This window comes from Cohnella abietis, from assembly GCF_004295585.1.
GTDB classification, from domain to species: Bacteria; Bacillota; Bacilli; order Paenibacillales; family Paenibacillaceae; genus Cohnella; species Cohnella abietis.
The window spans coordinates 3,800,317-3,824,042 of record NZ_AP019400.1; the positions used below are offsets into that span (position 1 = coordinate 3,800,317).

At 42.0% G+C, this 23,726-nt stretch carries 19 protein-coding genes; 1 reads left to right on the top strand and 18 read right to left on the bottom strand.

What is annotated here, in order from left to right; all coding sequences use genetic code 11:
* Positions 1-129 precede the first annotated feature (129 nt).
* The 16 genes from KCTCHS21_RS16495 to KCTCHS21_RS16575 all read right to left on the bottom strand — a co-directional run bounded on the left by KCTCHS21_RS16495 (position 130) and on the right by KCTCHS21_RS16575 (position 19,887).
* Positions 130-1,677 carry a response regulator gene (locus KCTCHS21_RS16495; RefSeq protein ID WP_130610509.1) on the bottom strand — a complete coding sequence of 516 codons (1,548 nt, stop codon included), beginning with the start codon at positions 1,675-1,677 and terminating at the stop codon, positions 130-132.
* Positions 1,674-3,389, bottom strand: coding sequence for a sensor histidine kinase (locus tag KCTCHS21_RS16500; protein WP_130610512.1), 1,716 nt, complete (start codon positions 3,387-3,389; stop codon positions 1,674-1,676). Before KCTCHS21_RS16500 ends, KCTCHS21_RS16495 begins: the two co-directional genes overlap by 4 nt.
* 381 nt (positions 3,390-3,770) lie before the next feature.
* On the bottom strand, positions 3,771-5,582 hold the full coding sequence (locus KCTCHS21_RS16505) for a P-loop NTPase fold protein (protein WP_157994064.1): 1,812 nt from the start codon (positions 5,580-5,582) through the stop codon (positions 3,771-3,773).
* Positions 5,583-6,387: 805 nt separating this feature from the next.
* On the bottom strand, positions 6,388-7,236 hold the full coding sequence (locus KCTCHS21_RS16510; RefSeq protein ID WP_130610518.1) for a hypothetical protein: 849 nt from the start codon (positions 7,234-7,236) through the stop codon (positions 6,388-6,390).
* 12 nt (positions 7,237-7,248) lie between these two features.
* Positions 7,249-10,596: a hypothetical protein gene (locus KCTCHS21_RS16515; protein ID WP_130610521.1), complete on the bottom strand. Its 3,348-nt coding sequence runs from the start codon at positions 10,594-10,596 to the stop codon at positions 7,249-7,251.
* A 216-nt stretch (positions 10,597-10,812) separates the two neighbouring features.
* Positions 10,813-11,772, bottom strand: coding sequence for a vWA domain-containing protein (locus KCTCHS21_RS16520; protein WP_130610524.1), 960 nt, complete (start codon positions 11,770-11,772; stop codon positions 10,813-10,815).
* Between the two features lie 134 nt (positions 11,773-11,906).
* Positions 11,907-12,917, bottom strand: a complete 1,011-nt coding sequence (locus KCTCHS21_RS16525) for an AAA family ATPase (RefSeq protein ID WP_130610527.1) — start codon at positions 12,915-12,917, stop codon at positions 11,907-11,909.
* Positions 12,914-14,122: an MFS transporter gene (locus KCTCHS21_RS16530; RefSeq protein WP_130610530.1), complete on the bottom strand. Its 1,209-nt coding sequence runs from the start codon at positions 14,120-14,122 to the stop codon at positions 12,914-12,916. The genes KCTCHS21_RS16525 and KCTCHS21_RS16530 overlap by 4 nt, the downstream gene beginning before the upstream one ends.
* A 189-nt stretch (positions 14,123-14,311) precedes the next feature.
* A complete protein-coding gene (locus KCTCHS21_RS16535) occupies positions 14,312-14,635 on the bottom strand; it encodes an AzlD domain-containing protein (RefSeq protein ID WP_130610533.1) in 324 nt (107 codons plus the stop codon).
* Entirely contained in the window at positions 14,626-15,360 is a 735-nt protein-coding gene (locus KCTCHS21_RS16540) for an AzlC family ABC transporter permease (RefSeq protein ID WP_130610536.1), read from the bottom strand. The genes KCTCHS21_RS16535 and KCTCHS21_RS16540 overlap by 10 nt, the downstream gene beginning before the upstream one ends.
* Before the next feature lie 457 nt (positions 15,361-15,817).
* Positions 15,818-17,110 (bottom strand): homocysteine synthase, encoded by a 1,293-nt coding sequence (locus tag KCTCHS21_RS16550; protein ID WP_130610538.1) that lies wholly within the window; start codon positions 17,108-17,110, stop codon positions 15,818-15,820.
* A gap of 272 nt (positions 17,111-17,382) precedes the next feature.
* The gene (ybaK, locus tag KCTCHS21_RS16555) at positions 17,383-17,856 is read right to left on the bottom strand and encodes a Cys-tRNA(Pro) deacylase (RefSeq protein ID WP_130610541.1); all 474 of its coding nucleotides are present in this window, start codon (positions 17,854-17,856) and stop codon (positions 17,383-17,385) included.
* A 39-nt stretch (positions 17,857-17,895) separates the two neighbouring features.
* Positions 17,896-18,198 (bottom strand): TetR family transcriptional regulator C-terminal domain-containing protein, encoded by a 303-nt coding sequence (locus KCTCHS21_RS16560; protein ID WP_408621808.1) that lies wholly within the window; start codon positions 18,196-18,198, stop codon positions 17,896-17,898.
* Between the two features lie 201 nt (positions 18,199-18,399).
* Positions 18,400-18,837 (bottom strand): pyridoxamine 5'-phosphate oxidase family protein, encoded by a 438-nt coding sequence (locus KCTCHS21_RS16565; protein WP_130610547.1) that lies wholly within the window; start codon positions 18,835-18,837, stop codon positions 18,400-18,402.
* 4 nt (positions 18,838-18,841) lie between these two features.
* Entirely contained in the window at positions 18,842-19,282 is a 441-nt protein-coding gene (locus tag KCTCHS21_RS16570) for a MarR family transcriptional regulator (RefSeq protein WP_130610552.1), read from the bottom strand.
* 161 nt (positions 19,283-19,443) lie between these two features.
* Positions 19,444-19,887, bottom strand: a complete 444-nt coding sequence (locus tag KCTCHS21_RS16575; RefSeq protein WP_130610555.1) for a carboxymuconolactone decarboxylase family protein — start codon at positions 19,885-19,887, stop codon at positions 19,444-19,446.
* A 231-nt stretch (positions 19,888-20,118) separates the two neighbouring features.
* Between KCTCHS21_RS16575 and KCTCHS21_RS16580 the strand changes: the two genes are divergently transcribed.
* Positions 20,119-20,622 carry an RrF2 family transcriptional regulator gene (locus KCTCHS21_RS16580; RefSeq protein ID WP_130610559.1) on the top strand — a complete coding sequence of 168 codons (504 nt, stop codon included), beginning with the start codon at positions 20,119-20,121 and terminating at the stop codon, positions 20,620-20,622.
* A gap of 71 nt (positions 20,623-20,693) precedes the next feature.
* Here KCTCHS21_RS16580 and KCTCHS21_RS16585 read toward each other — a convergent pair whose 3' ends face one another.
* Together KCTCHS21_RS16585 and KCTCHS21_RS16590 are read right to left on the bottom strand one after the other, a co-directional pair.
* Positions 20,694-21,170 (bottom strand): hypothetical protein, encoded by a 477-nt coding sequence (locus KCTCHS21_RS16585; RefSeq protein WP_130610562.1) that lies wholly within the window; start codon positions 21,168-21,170, stop codon positions 20,694-20,696.
* 85 nt (positions 21,171-21,255) lie between these two features.
* Positions 21,256-23,511: an ATP-binding cassette domain-containing protein gene (locus KCTCHS21_RS16590; protein ID WP_130610565.1), complete on the bottom strand. Its 2,256-nt coding sequence runs from the start codon at positions 23,509-23,511 to the stop codon at positions 21,256-21,258.
* Positions 23,512-23,726 lie beyond the last annotated feature (215 nt).

Below are 23,726 nucleotides of genomic sequence, written 5' to 3' on the forward strand. Positions count from 1 at the left end.
CCACAAAGTTTCTTTTTATGGAGAAGCGCTCTCTTGTTTAAGTTGAAGCGCTTTCCTAATTACTAGCCTAAACGAACCTGCCGTCAATCGACATGTGTGTATTTTTCAATTCCTGTTCTGCATTTTTCTTTATGCTTTATATTCTCCCGGGCTTTTGCCCGTTAATTTCTTGAATAATTGACTAAAATGAGCAGGGTCCTTAAATCCTACCGCATAGGCAACCTCGTAGTGCTTAAGACTTGTCGTCGAGAGCTTGATCTTTGCCATTTCAACGCGATACGCCCATAACAAGTCTCTGAAATTTTGACCGGTTTCCTTCTTGATAAGCCTGCTTAAGTACGAGTAATTAATAAACAGCTCTTCAGCCAATATTTGCAAAGTAATGTCATCCATGTACCGATGCTCAATAAATTTCGTGACATGATCGATTAAATTTACGGACGTTTTATGCTTGACAGACCCAATAACCGCTACGGTTTGTTCCAGAAATTGTTCCATGTACTGCATCAAATCGGAGAGAATTGTAAAGGACAAAACGCTTTTGCGAACGGCCAGCGTCTCTTCCGGGCTAGGCTGTAAGCCGAACGCAAGCAAAGTTTTACCTGCCACGGTGACCATTTCCATGCATTCCTCTTGTATCCGTTTTTTGTTCAGACCCTCCAGCAGAAAGGTTCTATTCATGTTTTTCAGATAGTCTGGGATAAGCTCGGCTTCCCCTTTGCGCAGAACCTCCACTAATTCCATATGGTTAATTTCCTTTTGCGCCTGCTTTTGTTCCTGTAGAGATTTCATGGCTGGAAAAGCAATAATCGATTTACGGCCAATCAGCATCCGATAATCCAAGCAGCTCTTTGCTTCTTCAAGCCCTCTTCTTAGCTCCAGGATGGAGTTCAAGCGATCGCTTACTCCTATAGAAACGCTAAAGCCTAATGATCCATTGCTTGTCTCTAGTATCCGACGGGCAACATCCATAGCTTCATGTGCCGTTTCGTCGTTAGGATGCGAAAAAGGGATAAATAGGATCAAATAAACTCCGCTCTGTGATAAAGCCGACCAATAAGGAAAAGGACAGAAGGACATAACCTCGAATATTTTTTCCCGCAGCGTGAGCTTGGAGAAGGGTTTCCCCGTATAATCCAGAAAATCCACATTGTCGATTTCAATAGACAGGAACACTGCCGATTTCATTAGTAGTTCCGGCTGACCAAGAGCTTCAGACTTGGATTGCTCCGACAAATCTGAGCTTAGAAGCGTCTGAATCCATTCCTCCTGTCGGATCAACTCCGCGTTCTGACGATCCAGCCTATGCTCTTTAATCCACTTGACACTGTCCAGAAGCTCGCTTTCGTGAAAGGGCTTGGTGATAAAATCCGATACTCCAAGCTTTACTGCCTGCTTGGCATAGTTAAATTCGCTATAGGCCGTTAGGAATATCACTTTAATGTCTGGAAATATCTCCAGAACGCGCCTCGACAGCTCTATTCCGTCCATGACCGGCATACGAATATCGGATATCAGGATGTCGGGGATTCGTTCCCTCATCTCTATTAAGGCTTCATAGGCTTCCAATCCATCAGCGGCCTGTCCTATGATTTTACAGCCCAACTGCTCCCATTCTGGAAGGGAAACGATATAGTCCCGAACTGCTTTTTCGTCATCTACCACGAATATATTCATATGCTGTCGTCTTCCTTTTCTAGAGATTTCTCTTCAAAATCATTCAATAAAATCGGCAAATGAAGCCGAATGATCATCCCCTGAGCACCTTGCAGCTTCTCAAGTCCATAACGATCCCCATAATGGAGTTTAATCCTCGATTCGATACTATTTAATCCAGACCCCATCCCTTTCGTACTAACCGAACCCGCCCCGTCCGACCGGCCATTATCCTCAACCTCAATAACGAGATTAAACTTACTTTCGTACGCACGAATATCGATTCGCCCTTTCTGGCGAATATGATCGATGCCATGGATAAAGGCATTTTCTATAATGGGCTGAAGGATAAGCTTAGGAACGCTTACCTGCTTCAAGTGATCCGGAATGTCCAGATTGTATTCAAAACGATCCTCGAATCGGTATTGATGGATTTGCAAGTAAATCTGAGCGAATTTGACTTCTACTTCCAGAGATACGAAAGCTTCTCCCGGTGCGATCGAAAAACGAAATATGCTGGAAAGGTTCTTGACGAGATTGGGAATTAAATCGATTTTCTCCTTTGATTTGGCCAGTATGCTTATATACTCAAGCGTGTTATGTAAAAAATGCGGATTAAAGTAAGTCCGAATTGCCGTTAGCTGAGCTTCCTTCTGAATCAGCTCGGCCTTATACACTTTCTGAATCAAGTCCCTCGTCTCCATGATCATTTGATTGAAACTATTACAAAGCAGCGCAATCTCATCATGTGATCCGAAGTTTTCGATCAGCTGATAATTTTCTTTTTCCGCCTTGCGCATTAAACGACTTAAGGTCGTTAACGGACTTGTGATTCTCCGGAGCACGTAATAAGTGATGACCATGACAGCAATCCATGAAACCAACGTAATCACGACAGAAAATACAGCTAACTTACGAATACCCTCACTAGCTTCCGAAATGGGAATACGGCTAACATATTTGAAGTCAGTCCCTTTGGACTTTCTTTCCGTAGTAATCGTCGTGCTCTTCTCTGCCATTGAAAGAAGCTGCCCAATTGCTTCAGAATTATCTGAGGACATGACTATGTTGTTAGCGTTCGTAATAAAAAAGGAACCTTCCGGATAAGTACCGAATAACGCCCTTACCTTATCCGCATCTAATAGAATAACCAATAGTCCGAGATGCGTCCCCGTTACGGTATCTATAAGCTGCATATTGCAAACCATCCGTTGGTGATCAACAAAGAAAGCCCATTCGGGAACTCCTTGCTTTTCGAATGGCATAATAGTAAGCGCTTCATAGTATTGAACATCTTGATTGGACCCTGCGGAATAATGTTTACCTTCTCCATCATAGAGATGGATTGAATTCGCAAAATCCCCAATACTGCGCTTCATATCTTCCAATTCGATCTGCAGCATTTGTTCGACGCCCTCTTCCAGCGAAGACTGTTCAGAAGGCATTAACGGATATTTATCCGGAGAAGCAGCATTGCGCAACAGCGTGTATACCAAGCGGTTATCACCGATGCCGGAAGCCTGCCTCGCAAATGCCTTTAACACACCATCGATCTTATCGGAAGTTTCGGAAAACGTTTGTTTAAAAGATTGGTCCTCGTTATTCTCAAGAATGCGTTTAGAGTTAAAATGAAAGGTAGCGCTTACAACAATTAAAGGCGCTAGTGTCAGTAGAGAATAGATAATGATCATTTTGTAATGCAATCTCGATCGAATCAAATGAAGTAGTTTCATATCCTATTCCCCCTAATAGCTTTGAGGACTATAGTAATACCAAACCGTAGAAAATTGCAAAGTAAATTATAAATCAGCAGCGAAATCATATCGCTCCGAATTGAGCCTTTCGTTGAAGCCTGGCGAGATTGGACACAAAATAAGCCCGCGATTTACGCGGACTTATTTCGGTTGTTCTTTTCTTCCTACACCGGTTTATACTCCACACTCCTATAACTTAACGAACATTTGTTCACGATATTTTTAATATCGGATAAAAAGGCAACCAGCCTTAAGCTTGCGTTGCTGGAATCTAGGCTTATTGAGTCATGCCATTCTCCCGAATTCTAATTAGTTTCCCATCCAAAAACCGTAATTCACGAGGAAAACAACTTGAGTTACTTAACAAATGGTACTACTGTTTACTGGCTCCTTATTATCGTTGTCAACATGATTGATAATTTTTTCTATTTCATTAACCAGTTCCGAGATAAGTGTCCTTTTCAAGACATCTAAATCACCGTGAATTCCTATCAGTAATCTTTTTAGCTCTTCTTTAAAGATTGTCATGTAAGGAATTTCTACAAAGTAATAATCTGAAGCATTGGAAATTCTTAAATACATTTCATTAAGAACTGTTATAAATAGCTTTATACTTTTATTTTTCATTTTTATTAGCTGCTCCTGAAAATTTTCATTAATCAAGTTCATAAATAAATTTTTCGAGCTACTAAACGAATTGATATGTTTGATAAGTTCGATATTTTCAAAATCAACCAGTGCTTGAATAAACTCATTCACCTTATTTCTAGTCATGAAAACTTCGTGTTGCTTAACAAGCCCTCGAATAATTTCTATAAGTTCTAGACTTTTCTCATCTGTTATATTTGAAAAATATCTGTTAACTATATGTTCGCTATCGAGAGTAATTGTGTCAATTTTACTTTCTATTGATAGCAAGAGCCCTTCTCTAATAACTTCAAATAAATCCTCTTCTAAATCATAATTTACATTTGTTATTACTTCTTTTAAGACCATATACATATAAGGATGTTGTAATGGATTATAGTAACCTTCTTTCAATGAAGATATCACTCTATTTACACCATTATTTACCTCTTCTACTTCGAAGTTATAATAATTTTCGACAATTCTAAAATGTATATCCGGCTCATTTTCTTTTCGATATTTTTGTCCAATTTCATCAAAAAGTTTAGAACTATTAAGGTCTCCTGTAATAATAAATTGAGCTATTGATTGAAAATATGAAAAAAAATCTTTAATTGCGATTTTACTACTTAGAAATCTACTTTCTGTTTGCTTACTTTTGAAAAACAGATTATATCGATTAAGATTATCTTCTGCTTCTTTGATTGACTTTATTGTACCAATTTTATATTCAATTCCGATAACAAGAATACATGCGAATAAACTCATCCTTACATCATTTGTTAATTCCTCATTTTCAATAGTTTCAAAAATCTCTGCCATTATTCCAAATACAAACTTAATTGTCCGTAAGTTGATGTTTTCAATAGTTGCGAAGATTGCTGTCATAGATTCTTTGTTTTCTTCAAAAAATGGATACAATAACGGGTAATTCGTTTTGATCAGTTCATATATTACTGCCAAGTTTTCAACTTGAAATTTAATTGTTCTCCCAATAACCTTTTCCTTTAACTTAGTAAACGCTTCGTGATCCCTAATTTCTTCTGAATTAGAAATGAAAAGAGTTTTCACATGATTGTGCTCAATAAAATTAGAGTTTATATAGCCAAGGATATTTTCAATCGATATGGCTGGATCTGTTCTCTCCAAATCATCAATACATAAGAATATATTACCGGACTCTCTCTTATTTATTAGGTCTTGTATTTTGCTATCAACATTAGTAACATCAATTTCCGATGGGCTACCAATAGGGATAAAGTTTTTGAATAAATTTATTGCGCCCCTCACAAAAATGTAGCCTTTGGCAGCGGATGGGGAAAGTATCTGAAGGAAGACATTTTCCCCGATTTCATTTGTATCTTTTATTCCATTTAATGAGATATAGACTAACTGATAACTTGGGTAATTCTCTTCGAGAAAAACACGAATTTCATTTTTCACAAAATAAGTTTTACCACTTCCCCATGAACCATCTAAATGTAACGCATATTCCGTTTTTGGGCTATCCATATAACGTCTAAACATCTCAATAAATAATTTCATATCTGTCCTCTTTTCAATCATATTTTTATAAGTATGAATATTCTTGTAGAGATTTCTTATATCGTTGGTGTATTCGTTATGTCCATTCCCTTACATGACCCCAATCATAGGAAATATATGTATCTGTCTAAAATAAGTCGAACAGCCTCGGTCAAATCAATGGCTTGACCCTCATCGCGAATTTTATGTATTCGATGCCTCCGATTTCTGATAAACTAAAGCAGTTTGATCTAAGATCTTGGTTTTAATATGTAATGCCTTGAATAAGCTCATTAATACAGACATCGGATAAGCCTTTTATGGAGTTCACTTGATTAATTCCAACCTACAGGGCACTTAATTGGTATTATAACCAATCGCTTCTAAATGTGCTCCTGATTTATTTGCTCTTAGTTCTCGCCAAAAGAGCTGTATTTTCAAGTTTTTTTAGTATAAAATATGGAATTATAGATTATATTTGCATAAAGTTTCAAACCAATTTATTCCGTTATTCAACGACTATCCGCAAACACCTCCATTGTTCAATCACCATCAAATTGCATTCCGATCGGTAATCAGTATATATTCTTAATACTCGACAATTTTCTAACTAAATTGCCTTGTGTTACAAACATGCGTTTCAATTTCTAAAGTATATTTTATCACTTTACCGCGTTGGCCTTTAAACAGCAGCTATCGAATCTACTACTGTGCTTAATACCTCCATTCTGCTGAGATGGCGGATATCAGTGATGTGGTTGCGGTGATTTTGTGTAAAAGGCCCGTACCAATAAGGTGCGGGCCTTTGTATTATTCCGTGCTGTATTTATAATAAGATATCTTCCAAGACTATATTCCATACTTCATGAGGATGTGCAAGAGATGGAAATGTGTCCATTCGATCGACTACTTCATGAAACAGATCTAGTACGGATAGCCCGCATCGGAAATAATGTTGTCCATTTCGTAAGTCTACCTTAAGTTTTTGATCGATGATTTCCCTAGGCGAAAATTGCCTTCCGTGAACACTCCGTAAAGTATTAATACTTCTGAACCTAATTTCGTCCGCCTGCAAATACCAACCGATAAGTGCTTTATGCCATTCAGTGATAATACTTGCATCTTTTTTTGAAATGAGAACCTGTATTCCAGATACTAAACCATGCATTATTTCTGAAGTTACGGATGAAAAATGATTAAAAGCCGCATCAAAATCAAATGTCTCTGTTGCTGAATTACGATTATGATGGTAGAGACTCCAATCGAAAGAACCGAATCCGTCTCTTAATTTGGCTATGGCAATAGTTTCCGGCGGTTTATTATGACAGTAAATACCGCGCAGTTCGGTCAAAGCCTTAGAGTAATTGCCGATATTTCTGAAATCGTTTCTAGATATCGCACCGTTATCAAGCATAATGGACAACAAGCTCCGAGTCTGGTTATCATACGCCTTATATTGATATTTATTATGTACCCTGAATATGTAGGGCATACAGTCGTAAAACAGTCCGTACATATTCGTAACAGCTGACCACAAACGTAGCTCTGAATTTGCCAGACTATGAACAGGCTTGGGATGATAAGCCTCAGCCAACAAGAGTGTTGGATGGAGCTCGCGACATGTTTGGTTTACCAGATTGACACTAATGTTCGTAAAGAGATCTACTGTCAGCATATTCACCCCTCCTTATAATAAGCACGCTTGAAGCCCGCTGAAGGAGGTCGCAATATTGAGTCCAGTTAATAACTCCCGTTCTGTAAGATCGCCTTCTCGGCGACCAATTAATTCAGCGCGAAAATACACCGGTTCAATAAAGCCGGCATGCTTTAAGTTGACCCAGCCTCGATTATGCCTGCGGTCGTATCTGCCGTCGATCCTACCTGTGAACGGTATTGGATGTCCTTCCTTACCACACAAAATATGCAAGCGACGTTTTTCATAGGATGTCCCCCTCCTCAATTCCTCAAAAAGTGCGTCACACTCTTGACCTCTGTGATCTTCAAGCTGTGCGCAGCAAAGTGCAAGCAAGTATACGATATGGGGGGGACGAATGACGCTGAGCTCAAGGTACCGCATGCAGAGATCATACATTTGTTCCCACATGGTGTTATTCATATGAGTCCGTACGTTTTCTTCGTCCAATGGAATAATTGGGCTACTGTTGGCATATAGCCATTTGGCATTGATAAGTATATGCAAGCAAGCAGCTTTTTCTAATACGATCGGATAATAATCCGCATGCTCCATAAGGTCAATAATTTCTTTGCATTTGCTTTTGGAATTTTTATCCAATGACTCTTTGAAATTGAGACTGTTTTCCCCACTTCCGATAAGCCCGCGTGCGCGGAAATAGATGCCATGAGATCTTCCTTCTTGAACGCTCTGTTTAAAGCGATCCTCATTCATATTCAAACTATCGGCCAACGCATCGAGCTCTCCCAGAATATTTTCGTCGCGTTTATCACCATAAGACATCAAATCGATATAATGATAGAAGCCTTCCAGCAGTTCCATTTTCTCGTCGGCATCACTAAGACTCTTCACATAATGCACACCCGCCCAAAGATAGGCAGCATAAGCATAGTTATCTTCCGGGTAGTAATGGATAACTTTCTCCATTTTTTCTTTTACACTCTTGAACAATTCTTCTTTCGAGAGCGTCTCATCAGATCTATATAAGCGGATACTTAGGTGAGCCCATTCTACATGGAGATTTGACAAGAAACGGTTCATCTTTTCACTTTGATGGCGCTTGATTTCCGTTTTTGCAGTCTCGTGGATCTGTGATAATAGTGTGATCCGATCATCTTCCGATTTCTCCCATCTTCGATCACTACATATTTCTCGTGTCAACATGATTTCGGTTAGAAGTAACGGTGTGTTCTTGTCCTCTTTCTCCCGGTAAATGCGCAGTTCTTTAACAAGAACCATGAATTGAGAGAAGTACTTATCCTGCTTCCAGACGGAACGTTCGGATTCTCTATTATTTGGGCCTATTAATCGAATGAGATTCTGGATGAGCCTTTGTTCGCGTATTGATCCCGGAGATAAATGTTTAATTATGCTAATAATTAAATCGATTGTATTCCACTCGTCATATTCGTTTAATAGCATTTTTGCTTCGAGTTCACTGCGAATGCGTAGTACGCTGCCGTCAACGCTGTCAAACTCGCGAATCAAAGCATTTCCCAATATAATGTTCATGACTTTTGACGTCTCCATGCCGAATTCGCCAAGAAAACGTATGGCCATAGGAAGCGGCATATCTTCTTTGTAATTCGTACACACGGCAATACAACACATCAGTCTCTTGAAAGTGCGCTCGATGTCTTTAGTAGCATCCAAATTAATGTCATTTGCCGATTCGGGCAGTGAAAGCATCAATGTTTTTCCTAGTCTATCCATGATTGATACTAATTTTTGACGCATTACCGTATTAAGTTGTTCTTCCGCTAGATCTTTGGATATATTTGCCAGTTGGTTACTTACGTCCTCGATATGTCCTTCATTCTCTCTTCGCAACCTTGCGTGCAAGCTTTTATGCAGGTCCTGAAATAGATAGAGAGAACCGATAAAGCTGGTAGCAGCAGAGTAATATTTCATCATATTCTTGGCGTCTTTCTGACGAAACCCCGCTTTTTCAACCAACAAATTATGAACCTTTTCATTCTCGTTTTCACGCAATAAGATGTCAATATCGATACAAGTATACTGCTCTCTCTTATCATTATCTGCAGATCGTTGATAAGCAGTACATACGATTTGTACTCGACGTCCTCTACTGCGCAAGAGATTTAGTAAGTCTCGAGCTTTATTTAGTTCTGAACGGACCCGACATGATGTGTCCCATATGATCAGTGTCGGGTTGGGGTTGAATACCTTAGTATCCATTTGTTTTAATAATGCATCCAATTGTTCAAAAGTCTCAGAACGTTTTTTAACCGTTATGCCTTCACTCGTTTTCTCGCTCTCTTCCGTAAAAAGCACATCAGAATTGGAAATATATATGACTGAGTAATTTCCATCCTTAAAAATACGATAAGCGAGTGCGCCTAAAGCATTTGATTTGCCTGAACAAGCTTGTCCGCAAAGCATAATTGGCTTCTCGCTGCGCTTTTTGTCTCCTGCACTTTTCAATGCTAATACGGCTTTATCATACAGTGCATCTTCGAAATACCGTTTTAAGTGAAACGAATTGTTCTCGCGATATCCATACCACTTAGGCATCCCAATGGTGCTTGTCTGTAGGAATGCCTGGAAGTATTGAGCCGTTTGTTCAGGCGGAAACAAATCCGTTTGCTCTACCGTTTGAATTCCGAGCAGTTGCGCAAAGGGCTCGGTATTAAGTAGGAGCTGATTATCTAATTCGGTGTCCATATGCACCGTTGCACCTTTGGAGTAAAAGGCGAAACGTCCTGTTTCTTCCTCGAAATCTATGATTTCAGAGAAATCCTCATCATACTCTAATTCTTGCAGAATATCTTCAACAGATTCTGGGACTAGAACAGCGGCACCGTTTTGTTCCAGACGGGCAATATAAGGATTTCCCACTGGTTCAAATATGCCGAAAAAATAAATGAATTTTTTGCGTTTAATCTTGGCCAACTGCATATAAAGCTGCTGAATGAACATCTTATCCGTAATTGGGTCAAGCCCGTTGATAATGATTCGACCATACGTTTCAAGCAAATCTGGGAGTGTCTCTAATAAGGCCTGTGCGATCTCTTCCTGCTCTAAATCATCTTTTGAAGTATCGTCTAGACCATTGATACGTACAAGGGAAAGTTCCCGATGATTATATTGAATGAGCTTTGCGTCCTGGCTCGCGATTACGTCGGACACGCGTCGTTTTACTTTTGCTTGAAACAGTCTGGTTAAATCGCTGTCTTGGATCGTTGTATATGCACAAGCCCAGCGTTGAGCAATAAAATGTTCTGCGCCATCCGTTCGAAACTTATCCCCCAAAAACAAAATCGTGGGCTCGAGCTTAATATGACTGATAATATCGGCGAGAATTGCTTTACTATTCGCCATAATTCGCCTCCTCGATAGGTGAATCCTTATATTTTAATCTTATGTAGTATTATTTATTTATTCTACACGACAATGATTTACCCTTCTCGATTAAAAAAGTTTTCACAATCCGCCTCCTTTGCTGTATGTAGTCGGGAACTTCCAGATGAGCACCACATCTTCTACAATCGTCCATGTATTTCTCTTATTATCGTGGCAAGTAAATGTTCATAAAAATCACAAATACCGAGCAATAATCTGAACCAGCTTTGCTGGAAGCTGATTTAGATTGGTAATATCCAAAAATCTCTCATTTCCATAGATTTGACTAATTACATCCTTGTCTTGGCCAATTGCCGCCGCTAGAAATGTAATTCCTTTCCGTTCATACTCGGCAATTGTCTGTTGCATGTCTTCTATCGCATAACTTCCCGTATAGTCATCCATGGCTTTGGGTTGTCCGTCACTTATGCTAATCAACAGCTTTGTCTGTTGTGGCGTTACAGCTAATCGTTCCCCCATAATTCTAAGAGCCATTCCATCACGATTATTACTCCTCGCCCGAATCGCCATAAGCCTGAATCGATCATTGGGATCAGCTTTGTCAAAGTCCGTATACGCAAAGATAGACATTTGTTCCATCTTGGAAGCATCCGCAGTATCGCCGTAAATTAATGTTGGAATATTGCAAATTTGACAAAATTCATATACCGCGATCACAGCACGCTTTGCCGCCTCCAATCTCCCAAAAGCAGCCATCGACGCTGATTCGTCAACCCTAAGGCCGACCACAAGGGACGGTGATTCTGTAGGAGGTCGTTTCTTGGCAAAATATCTATAATCCCGATAAGCCACATTTTCTGCTTGAAATTTGGTGCCATAATATTGATTCCTTGCAAAATCAGCAGAAATCTCATGCTCCAACAGCGGAAGCGTTTTTCTAGCGATTTCCCACACGACAGGCATAAGCTCTTTACTTAGGTCGACATATTCCTGCTTACTTTCCAAAACGTACTCCGGGCGGTGAACAATGAGCTTTACACCTTTATGAATGGATTCGGACACGACCTTCCGAACATCTCGATTCAGCTTTTTGCGAAGATCACGTTCCTTTTGTAGCGCATCCTCCGACATTGGAGCAGGATTTGCTTGAAGATATTGAGGAGAGCCATCTTCCCCAGTATCTGAGCTTTCCATATGGGTACAATCATCAGTAACACGGGAAGAGCTTTCGTCACTATCAGCTGACTTTTTTAATAAGATACCCTCTACCTTTACATTGTTATCATTGTCAGAATCGGTGTCTTCTAAATCTCCCCATGTCCTGATCTCTATGGCATCGTTATAATTTCGTTTTTTTTTACTTCATTTTTCACTTCATTTTTCGCATCAATCGAGGCTTTCTCTAAACTGGCTAACAAGCCATTGCTTTTAAGTGCAGCTTCAAGTATTTTGATTTCTTCGGAATCGGTTGTGATCTTGTAGATAACTTTATGGTAAAGGGACTCGGTTGCTGAAGCACCTCCCGCAACCGCATCTACCCAATAGAAATAGGAACGCATTCCTGCGACGCCTTTAATCGCATTCGATTTAGCTGTTTTGTCTAGAATGATGATAGTATCTGCAAAAACGTTCAAAACCTGCTGAGTCGTATAACCGATTTTCGCTATTGCACGTTCGATCATAACTTCTTTAGTTGGCAGGTCCATTTTCTCTGCATGCTGAACTCTGTCACGTAGCGCTTCGTTTAGCGGTCTTGACCCTACATAACTGCGGTTAGCTGTAATGACCACTACAAAATCCGGGTGTCTGCGTATGATTCCTGTCGGGAGATTGATGCTGCCATCTAGTTCCAAGGCGGAATTTAATGCCATTAATACTGCGGCATCTCGAATAACGTTTGGTTCCTGAATTTCTAGAAGATACCCATTTTGATATGCTCTGACGATTTCCGAAGGGTAAAATCGATACTCAACCTCTTCACCCTCAGTGTTTTCCACTAAGTCCAACCGTTCTGATCGTTCAGATGAAATAACTGGCAAAATAGCCCCCATAATATCTGATTTATCCATGTCGGCAAAACAAGTCACTTTCGTATATGGCAATCCAAAATTAGCTGATAATGCTTTAGCTAGCTGTGTTTTACCTGAACCGGCGTCACCCTCTAATAGGATATTGGCGATTTTCATTTCTCCGCGATTCCAGTTGCGTTTTATTTCTTTACTTATACGTCGTTCTTCTTCGCTGATCTTATGAGATAACGGCTTTTTCCAAACCAGGTCTTTTTCTACATCACTCAGTTGTCTTGCAGGCGATAACAAATCTTCTCCATGCTCCGTCATGATGCAGAACCTCCTTCCGCTTTGCTCCTTTTCTCAACGACAAGAGGGATTAGCAAAAGCGCACCAATAATAATCAAGCCTCCACTCGCTGCATACACCACCGTCAAGGGAAGGCTATCCTTCAAATAGCCGGAAATGAACATACCCGTGACCATCATCCCCATAAACACAGGCATGATCGCCCCAGATACCCGACCAATAAATGCCCCTTCTGTATTCCGTACAATAAGCGTCTGGATTCCACCTTGAATACAAGGGTAAAATAATCCGCTAATAATTAAAAGACTAATTGTCAGCCAAATCATCGTAGACGCGCCTATCCCTATCGTACAGACTGCGGTAACAATCAAGCCTAACATGAGCAATCGCTGTGGCTTTACTTTTTTGGCTATCCCCATTATGGCAATTCCACCAATCAACATGGCTGCCCCATTGGTCATAACCAACCACTGCAGAAATTGTTTGTCCTGTCCCAATTTCTCGATGACAAGAAATATTTGAAGCGGCTGAGTGAGACCGGACGCCAATCCTACAGCCGAGAAAGTTAAGCTAAGTGTTTTTAAGGATTGATTTGAACCGATATAGCTCAGTCCAGCCTTCAACTCCTTCATAAAGCTGCCTGCTCCGTTAGATTTCACTTGCTCCGCATCACGGGGTAGCGACGATAATACGAGTGAAGATCCTAGGAACAGAACCGCAGTCAGGACTAGAGATACCTCAATTCCAAACTGTAAGAAAATAAACGTACCGATAACCGGACCCAAAACCATAAAGACTGCAACAATCGTTTGGGACATCGCCATCACACCCTGCAGCTGCTCGACTGGAACATGCTGCTTGTACAGCTTCATGGCTGAAGGCTGAGAAAACTGAGACAGGCTTGCAGAGATAAAAGATCCAATGAGAAGTGCAATCCATCCTCCGTTCATAATGGCCAGCAGCACAGCCACAACGGACAAGGAAGACAGCAGATCGCTCCATACCATTGTCCGCTTCGGACGCCATCGGTCGGCAAAGGTCCCGCCAATAAGAGCGAATAAGAAGATCGGAGCGAACTCCGCAACAGAGATAAGTGATACATAAACCGGATTATTATTCGTCAAATCGGTAACATAAAGAAGTACGGCATAATTCCGGATCCAAATTCCTAACTGCAGCAAAACCCGGGAAAAGATAATAGTTCGAACATAACGATTGCTAAACATTTTAATACCTCACTTTTTATTTACTAATTTACTAACTTACTAAATTACTAGTTAAATTTATATCGGATTTAATCGTTTGTCAATCCGTTATCTGCCTTGGCATACCAAAAACACCTCCTATGTAGAGGAGGTGTTTTTGGTTAAATAGGTATTTTTTATATAAAATGGAGATTAATCAGTCTATTTCCTTTAAAAAAAGTAACGTAAAACCATGATCGAAACCATCCCTGCAACTACCGTTCCGAGCAAGCTTTTCGTCTTCATAGCTATGAGAACCGTAGGGATTGCAGCCAGTAGCTCAATATAATTTAGCAGAGAGAAATGCTCATCCTGCACGAATAGCTCCTGTCCGATCAATGCCGCCATGACAGATATGGGAACATAGTTCAACCAGCGAATTCCCCACTCCGGGAGCTCCATCCGACTTAATACGATAAGAGGTAATACCCGAGGCAAAAATGTCACCAAAGCTGAGCCGATAATAATCAAAAAGACATCCCATCTTACTTCCATTTCTCTATCACCATTCCAATCGTAGAAGCGACTACGGTAGCTACAATAACCCCCACATTCCCTGGGTAAACAAAAGCTACACCCACGGCAATGACCACCGCACAAATAGCCACAATGACATCGAGCTTCACTTTTTTACGACTAACAATCGCCAAGATCAGCAAACCGATGAACATAGCAGGCAGAGCGAAATCCAGTCCGAACTTTTCCGGGTCTGAAATCCATTGTCCAAAATAGGCACCTGCAACATTCGCGAAAATCCAGTTGAGATACGCTGTCAGATTTAAGCCGTGCATCCATTTTTCATTGAGCTGATTTCTTCGCGCTACTTTATTAATGGCAACGCCAAAGGTTTCATCCGTCAATAGAGAGCCAACCAGCATATTTTTAAACGGAGTAAGATGCCGAAAATAGGGCGACAGCGCCGCACTGAGCAGAATATGCCGCAAATTAACAAAGAATATCGTAATCATAATCGGAGTTGCCGCACTCCCTGCGGCAATCATTCCTGCTGCAATAAACTGTGCAGAGCCTGCATATAGTATTGCACTCAGAAGTATGATCTCCAAGATGCTCAGACCCGCGGTTTTTTCCAAAACACCCGCTGCAAATCCAATACTCAAATACCCCAGCAAGGTTGGAATACAATCCTTCACTCCCTGGATAAAACTATCTTCATTTCTTGGAGTCGCAGGTGATTTTACTTGAAGCTCTTCTTGACTCAACTTCTCCCTCTTCTCCTATTTTCTATTTAGACATTAGATAGTTAACGCTATAAATTCACTTCTACATGAATCGTTTTCCTGTTACCACATGTTAGAGATCCGATTTGTTTGTCCAAAGAGCTTCTACTTTTTCTGGTCCAAGCACCTTGGTTACCTCAGCAAACATGATATCATTCCACCGAGGGTCTTACCAGACTGTAACTCTTCTTTCCAAGCTGTTTTTACGAGCCCCTCTGCTCCCCGGACTTACTGAGTGAACTACACATACCTGTCTGCCAACCCATATGTGTAGTTCACTCAGCAAGTTAAATTAGCGGTCCGGTCCACGTAAATCAGTCTCGCAGTCCCCACGGTGGCAGCTTATATATCAACTTAAAAGAATCCCCCCTCTGAAAATAGCGATCAGAGAGGGGATTCTTTTAGGTTCTAAAATATATGCAAGAAAGAGACCGGTAAATTATTTTTGACTTTCGCGAATAGCTTGATCGATATCATAGATAATATCGTCAATACCTTCTGTACCTACTGATAAACGAATCAATTCCGGGCTAACACCTGTCGAGAGCAGCTCGTCATCAACAAGCTGGCTATGCGTGGTGCTTGCAGGATGAATAATGAGCGACTTGGAATCTCCGACATTAGCAAGATGCGAGAACAGCTTTACACTGTTAATGACTTTACGCCCTGCATCAGCGCCACCCTTCACACCGAAGGTCACAATCGCACCCTGTCCTTTCGGCAAATATTTCTGAGCAAGCTCATAGGACGGATGACTTGGTAGACCAGGATAGCTAACCCACTCAACCCCATCATGCTGCTCTAGATACTTGGCAACCTGTAGCGCATTGGTGCTATGTCGCTCCAACCGTAGATGAAGGGTTTCCAGTCCTTGTAGGAACTGAAAGGAATTAAAAGGTGAGATTGCAGCACCAATGTCGCGCAGCAATTGAACCCGAGCCTTGATAATATAAGCAAGCGGACCAACCGCATCCGTGTAGACGACTCCGTGATAGCTCGGATCTGGCTCTGTCAGTCCAGGGAACTTGTCATTAGCTTTCCAGTCGAAGTTACCACTGTCAACAATGACACCTCCGATGGAGGTTCCATGTCCACCAATAAATTTGGTTGCAGAATGTACGACAATATCCGCTCCATGTTCAATTGGTCTACTTAAGTATGGGCTCGGCAATGTGTTGTCGACAATAAGCGGTATGCCGTTCTCATGGGCAATTTTCGCGACTGCGGCAATATCAAGTACATCTCCCTTAGGGTTACCGATCGTCTCTGCATATATTGCTTTGGTTTTCTCGTTAATCGCTTTACGGAAGTTCTCCGGATCCTGCGGATCTACGAACCTCACTTGAATGCCAAGCCTTGGCAACGTTGTCGAAAATAAATTATAAGTGCCGCCATAAAGACTCGTTGCTGAAATAATTTCATCACCGACACCAGCAATATTAAGAATCGAGTAAGTAATTGCCGATTGCCCGGAAGCCGTAGCCAATGCGGCTGGTGCTCCTTCTAATGCTGCAATTCTCTTCTCGAATACATCGGTTGTCGGGTTCATCAGCCTTGTATAGATATTTCCGAATTGCTTGAGTGCAAACAAATCAGCTGCATGCTCTGTATCTTTGAAGACGTAGGAAGTCGTTTGGTAAAGCGGTACTGCTCTTGATCCCGTTGTTGGATCTACTTCTTGACCTGCATGTACGGCTAACGTATCCAAGCTGAGCTTTCTTTCTTCTGCCATTGTTATTTCTCTCCCTTAAATTGAATTATTATCTCACTATAATCTGCTAGCTGTTATAAACTTAATTTAATTTCATACTATACCAACCCGTTTAGTTGGTATAATGAGCTTAACATATTAATCATTCATTCTCAAGAATAAATTTCAAATATTTTCACAAAAGATAAATAGGCTTTATGCTCTGTTGTTGAAACAACAAAACCACTTGTTCAAAAGATTGAATAAGTGGTTTTTAGGCGGTAAATATGATTCATTCTCGTCGCAACTATTTGTCATACAACGATCGGCACAAAGCTTCCTGATACTTGTTCGGCAAGACATTCGGGCTGAATCTCCAATTGCAGACCTATTCTGCCAGCGCTGACAAGCATCGTTGGCAAATCTTTGGCGCTCCTATCGATGAACGTTGGATATAGCTTCTTCATTCCTAAAGGCGAACAACCTTCACGGATATATCCGGTCTTTTGTTGCAGCTCCTTAACAGGCAGCATTTCGATCTTCTTCACTCCCGCCGCTTTGGCCGCAAGCTTCAGATCTAGCTCTTCCGCTACAGGGATAATAAATACAAACAAACTCGCCCCTTGATGAGCGACGAGCGTCTTAAACACGATTTCCGCAGGTTTGCCGATTTTCTTCGCTACAGCAACGCCGTCAATCTCACCGTCGTCATGAGCATAGATCATGACGCTATACGGAATCTTCGACTTGTCCAGCATCCGCATCGCATTCGTTTTCGTTTCAGCCATTCTTGCTGCTCCATTCTGTGGTGATTGTCGTTGAGCGGGTTAGGTTGAACGCTTAAACAGCTCCCAGATGCCCATTACTTTCGTGATGGCGCGATCTATCGTTGCAAAAGGGACTCCATCCCGGGCTTGTGTAGATATGCCATGCATGAAGGTGTCAAAGACGGTAGTCAGCATTGAGACATCCAAGGACGAAGGAATTTCACCTACATCGACGGCACGCTGGATGCAAGCATGCAAATTACTACGAGTCTGCTTTCTTTTTTCAGCGACAATTTCACGAATATGATTGTTTTTAGAAGAACATGTGCTAGCTGACAATACAATCAAACAACCATTAGGTATAGAATGCGGCTATCGCCGGCGGCGGGATATTCGGAGGAGTCCTTCTGAATAAATGGGGAAGTACTACCTTTCCATGGGCTCTCCTCGTGCTCTTGATTCTTGCCCTGTTTGTTGCTTGGCGAGCTAAAAAGCATGGATTTCGTCAATTCGAGAGCTGATAAGTTGTCCGGAGGAGCTGCACTAAGACAAGCTCCTCCCACTTTACTCCTTATCCACTTTATTCAATTCCGCAATCGTAAATAGGTGTTTTTCTAGATTGAAATAATAGTTACCGCTTATAGAATTAAACTCGAAAACACAATAGTCAGGGTCATCTACGCCAAGTGGATAATACTTTTCGTCTCCTTCTGTCCAAATCATTGCTCTGCTTTCACTATCCCGGCATACCTTCATTTCCCCAATCAGCATCAGTCCATTGTTTTTGCCCGCAAAATAGAGACATGCCTTTGAATTCGCCAAAAACTGTCTCGTACGAATAGAGGAAGTATTTGTTGAAAACCAAAATTTCGTTAACCCCTCATGTACCTTTTTGAACATCTGCTTTGTATTCGGATAGCCATTTTCATCAGTAGAGCTGACGATAATCGTTCCAGCCTCTTCAACCAGGGACATGATTTGCTTCAAGGAAACGGGATTCATTATATTACTCCTCGCAATGTTTTAGATTATTAAGCACTTTAGCAAGCATGTTGTCGAACTGCTCAATTTCCTTATCCGAAAATCCCTGATAAAATATTTCATTCATCTGTTCTGTCACTTTATCGTAGTTATCACTAAGCGCTCTAGCTTGTGGTGTAAGTGTAATTAGTGTTTGTCTTCGATCTTTTGGATGTTGATTGCGTTGAATATGACCTTGCTCACCCATTCGATCAAGCATGCTAGTGAGTGTCGTTTTTGCAAGTGATGTCTTCTCACCAAGCTCTGTAATGGTTAAATTGTCTTTCTGCCAGAGAACAAATAAGATTCGTCCTTGCGCGCCATTAAACTCCTCGATAGCATTTTCTTTAAGTAATTTTTCAAAAATTCTACTGCTAAGCTGTTTAATTTGGGAAATATAAAACCCCCCACTTGTTTCTCTAGTCATAAGCACCATCCTTATCATACTATATAGGATAGTACCATATAGAACTAAAAACAAGAGGATATACAAAAAAGGAGCAGCAAGTACTTTCTCCTGCTGCCCCACTTATGCTAGTTTCAATCGCTCCGAAATCTAAAATTATAGCTCAAATACCCTCCCGAACTTTACTCCTCTGCAGGGAACATCCCCGTGGAGATGGCGATTCGATTCCATGCATTGATCGTATTGATTGCCATAATGATTGTTACATATTCTGCTTCATCCACATGTGCCCGAACTCTCTCATACAAATCCTGCGGTACGCCTATCTCTGAAATGCGAGTTACAGCTTCTGTAAGCTCGAGCACCGCTTTTTCTTTATCGGAATAGAAAGGTGCTTCCCGCCACGCGCTAAGTAAATAAATACGCTGCTCCGTCTCGCCCATTTTCCGCAAATCCCTTGTATGCTTGTCTATACAAAAAGCACAGCCGTTAATTTGCGATGCTCTGATCTTAATAAATTCATAAAGCTTTGAATCCAAACCACTTGTTACAATGAACCCTTCCAGCTTCATCATCGCTTGCAAAGCAGCTGGATTTGCAGTCGCATGATTTAATCTAACCTTCATAGTAATCTCCTCCGTGAACAATAATTTTATAATGTTTTACAAAACACAATGTCGACAACATTTATCGCCGATTAACCTTGTCCACAATATAATGCTTTTATTGAAGGATGTCAACTGCAAATCATAACGCTCATTTAGATGAAAATACCCAAATCCCCTTATTTGACAAGGGTTTTAAATCCACCTAAGATGATTAATAACAACTTTTTTATTTAGAGAGCTGGTGATTGCATGCAGTATAGTATTGGCGTTGAATATGGACTGCATTGCTTAGTATATTTAATTGATCTTCCCCCTGATGCTACCATTGGAATTAAAGAGCTCTCCGCTTTTCAAGGTGTTTCGGAGACTTATCTTTCGAAGATTTTTAGCAAATTAACAAAAGCGGGTATCGTAAGCTCCGTCCCCGGTGCCAAAGGAGGCTATAGATTAGCCAAGTCTCCTGAAGAAGTTTCTTTTTGGGATGTAGTAGAAGCTGTTGAAGGTGCTACCCCTATTTTTCAATGTAAAAATATCAAAAATAATAGCTACCTCTGCCAAGATGAAGACTATGCTGCATGCACACGAGCTTCTCCCTGTGTAATTAACTTAACTATGCTTGAAGCTGAAGATAGTATGCGCAACGTTCTGCGTAAAAAGTCACTTTCTTGGTTAAATGAGGAGCTTGATCGCGTGCTAACCCCTCAATCACGCAAAGATACGCGTGAATATTTTGCCAGTAGCAATAATGGTTAATGCGAGCGTATGAATATAAAAAATGGTCGATCAGGAACAAGTTCCTGATCGACCATTTTCACGTTATTGCTTTACCACCAATCTGCTATTGCAACTAATTTCCATAATCCATCCTCTAAGCGGAATAGGAATAATTGTTTATCCTCTTCCATCTCTTCCTTATGGTCATAGATCTTTGTTTTAAACTCCACAACAACAGGCTTAACATCCTCCGGCGGTGTTGGGTCAGGTTTTACGGTGAAGTCTAATCTATCGAAGCTTATAAAATACTTTGAAAGCTTACTTGTTATCTTCTCGTTATCTTTTGGCATCAGAGCATTTAATGCATCATAATCCTTCTCGTAAAGTGCTTTCATATAAAGATTCAAAGCCTTTACGATCCCCAATTCATCGCCTTCATATTTACTCTCATCGATATACTTAGGCTGTAGTGCTTTCGCAGCTTCCCCTGGGTCCGTTTCTTCTAGGTATACATCTGATACCTTATTTCCCATCGAGCACCCAACTAGAATCAGGGCAATGCAAAAGATGTAAACCTTCTTAAACACTTGCATCCCCCTTAATATTGATAATGAAATCAGCTTATCAATAAGACGATATCTAGAGGCAGGAAGTTGCTTTTATTTCCATTTATTACGTCAAGTATTTTCCTGTGATCGACTTCTCCGCTTGGATGATATGCGTAGGTGCACCCTCGAACACCACCTGGCCGCCCTTGCTGCCTCCATCCGGTCCCATATCGATAATCCAATCCGCCTGGCTGATCACCTCGAGATTGTGCTCGATGACGATCACCGTATTCCCGGCATCCACGAGTCGGTTCATGATCTCCACAAGGTGACCAATATCCGACATATGCAAACCTGTCGTCGGCTCGTCCATGACGTAGATGCTGCCCTTCTTATGCAATTCGCTTGCCAACTTTATGCGCTGGCATTCGCCGCCCGACAGTGTACTCATCGGCTGGCCAAGCGTAATATAGTTTAGCCCCACGTCGCTCATCGATTGAAGCTTGCGTACGACCTCTTTGAGCTTGAAAAACTCCAATGCCTGCTCCACGGTCATCTCCAACACATCCGCGATGGATTTGCCGTTCAGCTTGTAGGCTAACACTTCTTCCTTGAACCGTCTGCCTCCGCATACTTCGCATGGTAGCTCTACACTGTCTAGGAAAGAAAGGTCAATAGAGATGACGCCTTGGCCTTGGCAGTTCTCGCAAGCCCCCTTCGAGTTGAAACTAAACAAGCCTTGGTTGACCTTGTTCGCGGAAGCGAACGCCTTGCGCACATCGTCCATAATGCCTGTGTAGGTCGCGGGATTAGAGCGCGTGGACACACCTATAGCCGATTGGTCGATGACGATCGCATCCGAATGCTGTCCGAGGAATACGTCGTTAATGAGCGTACTCTTGCCCGAGCCAGCGACGCCCGTCACGACTGTTAGCACGCCGGTTGGAATATCTACGCTAACGTTCCGCAAGTTATTAAGCGAGGCATCCTGTATGGAGAGCTTGCCTGACGGGTTCCTGAAATCGCGTTTTATCTGTAGCAGCCGCTTCATATGGTTGCCTGTCAGCGTACCCGACTCCAACAAGCCTTCGTAGCTTCCTTCGTATACAATTGTACCGCCGTGACTACCGGCGTGAGGCCCAACGTCGACGATATGATCCGCCAACTTAATAACATCGGGATCATGCTCAACGACGATCACGGTATTGCCCTTATCGCGCAGCTTCCGAAGCAGTTCATTCAACCGATGAACATCACGGGGATGCAAGCCGACACTCGGCTCATCAAAAATGTACGTAACATCCACCAGACTGCCGCTCAGGTGCTTCACCATTTTGACGCGCTGTGATTCACCGCCGGATAACGTATCCGTCTCACGGTCCAGCGTTAAGTATTCCAGCCCGATATCTACCAAATGCTGCAGCCGTTCCGTCAGCGATTTGACGACCGGAGCGGCGAAGGGATCGTCGATCTCTCGTACGACCCGGATGAGCTGGCCTACCTCCATGGAAGAGAGCTCAGCGATGTTGCGTCCGTTGATCTTGCAGCCTAGCGCGACCTGACTGAGTCTCGCGCCGTGGCAGCTGGAGCAAGGGCCCTCGGTCATGAACGGCGCAACGGTTTGTTGCGTACGGTCGGACTTCGCCTTCACGTCCTGCTTGATGTACTTGTTCGTGAATTTCTCGATGATACCTTCCACCGTAATATTCATGGTCTTCCCGGCGAAATCCATTTCCACTTTCCTCGCCTTGGCGTACAGCAGCTGCTCGAGCTCTTCGTTCGAATAATCACTCAGCTTCTTATCGAGATCAAAGGAACCCGACTGTACAACCATATTCCACTCCCAGCCGTTCGGCGCATAACCGGGCAGCAAGATAGCCCCTTCGTTTAGTGACTTCGACATGTCAATCGCTTTGCCCATATCGACACCCAACCTGCGGCCGAGTCCGTTGCACTCGGGACACATACCTTGTGGATCATTGAACGAGAATAGGTTCACTGAGCCGACATGGGGTTGACCTACTCTGGAAAAAAGAAGCCGGAGAATAGGAGAAATATCGGTAATCGTACCCATCGTGGAATGGGAACCGCCGCCCAGTCGTTTCTGATCCACGATGACGGCCATGCTCAAGTTCTCAATCGCATCCGCAGCCGGTTGCGGAACGCGAGGTAAGAAATTGCGCACAAACATGCTGAAATTTTCATTCAGCAATCGAGTGGATTCTGCGGCTATCGTATCGAAGACGATCGATGACTTGCCGGAACCGGATACCCCGGTGAAGATCGTGATCTTCCGCTTAGGAATGCGCAAAGATACGTTTTTGAGATTATTTTCCCTCGCTCCCGAGATGACGATATATTCCTGATTTGATTCACTCATGCTTAGCACCCATCCAATCGTGTTAATTTCAACATATACTAGGTTTATTCATATGAATTAGTGCAAGCTTGGCCCATAACGACAAGAACTTTCAAAGAAGTAGACATAAACCGGCTGCAAACGATATGCAGCCGGTTTATGTGCGCTCGGGTTTATCAGGACTATCATAACCAATAAACAAGCACTGGGGAAGATGATATTATAGTTCGAATGCC

Excerpts from the sequence above, each read along its gene's own strand:
- KCTCHS21_RS16495 (WP_130610509.1), bottom strand. The coding sequence starts at position 1,677 with ATGAATATATTCGTGGTAGATGACGAAAAAGCAGTTCGGGACTATATC.
- KCTCHS21_RS16500 (WP_130610512.1), bottom strand. The coding sequence starts at position 3,389 with ATGAAACTACTTCATTTGATTCGATCGAGATTGCATTACAAAATGATC.
- KCTCHS21_RS16505 (WP_157994064.1), bottom strand. The coding sequence starts at position 5,582 with ATGAAATTATTTATTGAGATGTTTAGACGTTATATGGATAGCCCAAAA.
- KCTCHS21_RS16510 (WP_130610518.1), bottom strand. The coding sequence starts at position 7,236 with ATGCTGACAGTAGATCTCTTTACGAACATTAGTGTCAATCTGGTAAAC.
- KCTCHS21_RS16515 (WP_130610521.1), bottom strand. The coding sequence starts at position 10,596 with ATGGCGAATAGTAAAGCAATTCTCGCCGATATTATCAGTCATATTAAG.
- KCTCHS21_RS16520 (WP_130610524.1), bottom strand. The coding sequence starts at position 11,772 with ATGGAAAGCTCAGATACTGGGGAAGATGGCTCTCCTCAATATCTTCAA.
- KCTCHS21_RS16525 (WP_130610527.1), bottom strand. The coding sequence starts at position 12,917 with ATGACGGAGCATGGAGAAGATTTGTTATCGCCTGCAAGACAACTGAGT.
- KCTCHS21_RS16530 (WP_130610530.1), bottom strand. The coding sequence starts at position 14,122 with ATGTTTAGCAATCGTTATGTTCGAACTATTATCTTTTCCCGGGTTTTG.
- KCTCHS21_RS16535 (WP_130610533.1), bottom strand. The coding sequence starts at position 14,635 with ATGGAAGTAAGATGGGATGTCTTTTTGATTATTATCGGCTCAGCTTTG.
- KCTCHS21_RS16550 (WP_130610538.1), bottom strand. The coding sequence starts at position 17,110 with ATGGCAGAAGAAAGAAAGCTCAGCTTGGATACGTTAGCCGTACATGCA.
- ybaK (WP_130610541.1), bottom strand. The coding sequence starts at position 17,856 with ATGGCTGAAACGAAAACGAATGCGATGCGGATGCTGGACAAGTCGAAG.
- KCTCHS21_RS16565 (WP_130610547.1), bottom strand. The coding sequence starts at position 18,837 with ATGAATCCCGTTTCCTTGAAGCAAATCATGTCCCTGGTTGAAGAGGCT.
- KCTCHS21_RS16570 (WP_130610552.1), bottom strand. The coding sequence starts at position 19,282 with ATGACTAGAGAAACAAGTGGGGGGTTTTATATTTCCCAAATTAAACAG.
- KCTCHS21_RS16575 (WP_130610555.1), bottom strand. The coding sequence starts at position 19,887 with ATGAAGGTTAGATTAAATCATGCGACTGCAAATCCAGCTGCTTTGCAA.
- KCTCHS21_RS16580 (WP_130610559.1), top strand. The coding sequence starts at position 20,119 with ATGCAGTATAGTATTGGCGTTGAATATGGACTGCATTGCTTAGTATAT.
- KCTCHS21_RS16590 (WP_130610565.1), bottom strand. The coding sequence starts at position 23,511 with ATGAGTGAATCAAATCAGGAATATATCGTCATCTCGGGAGCGAGGGAA.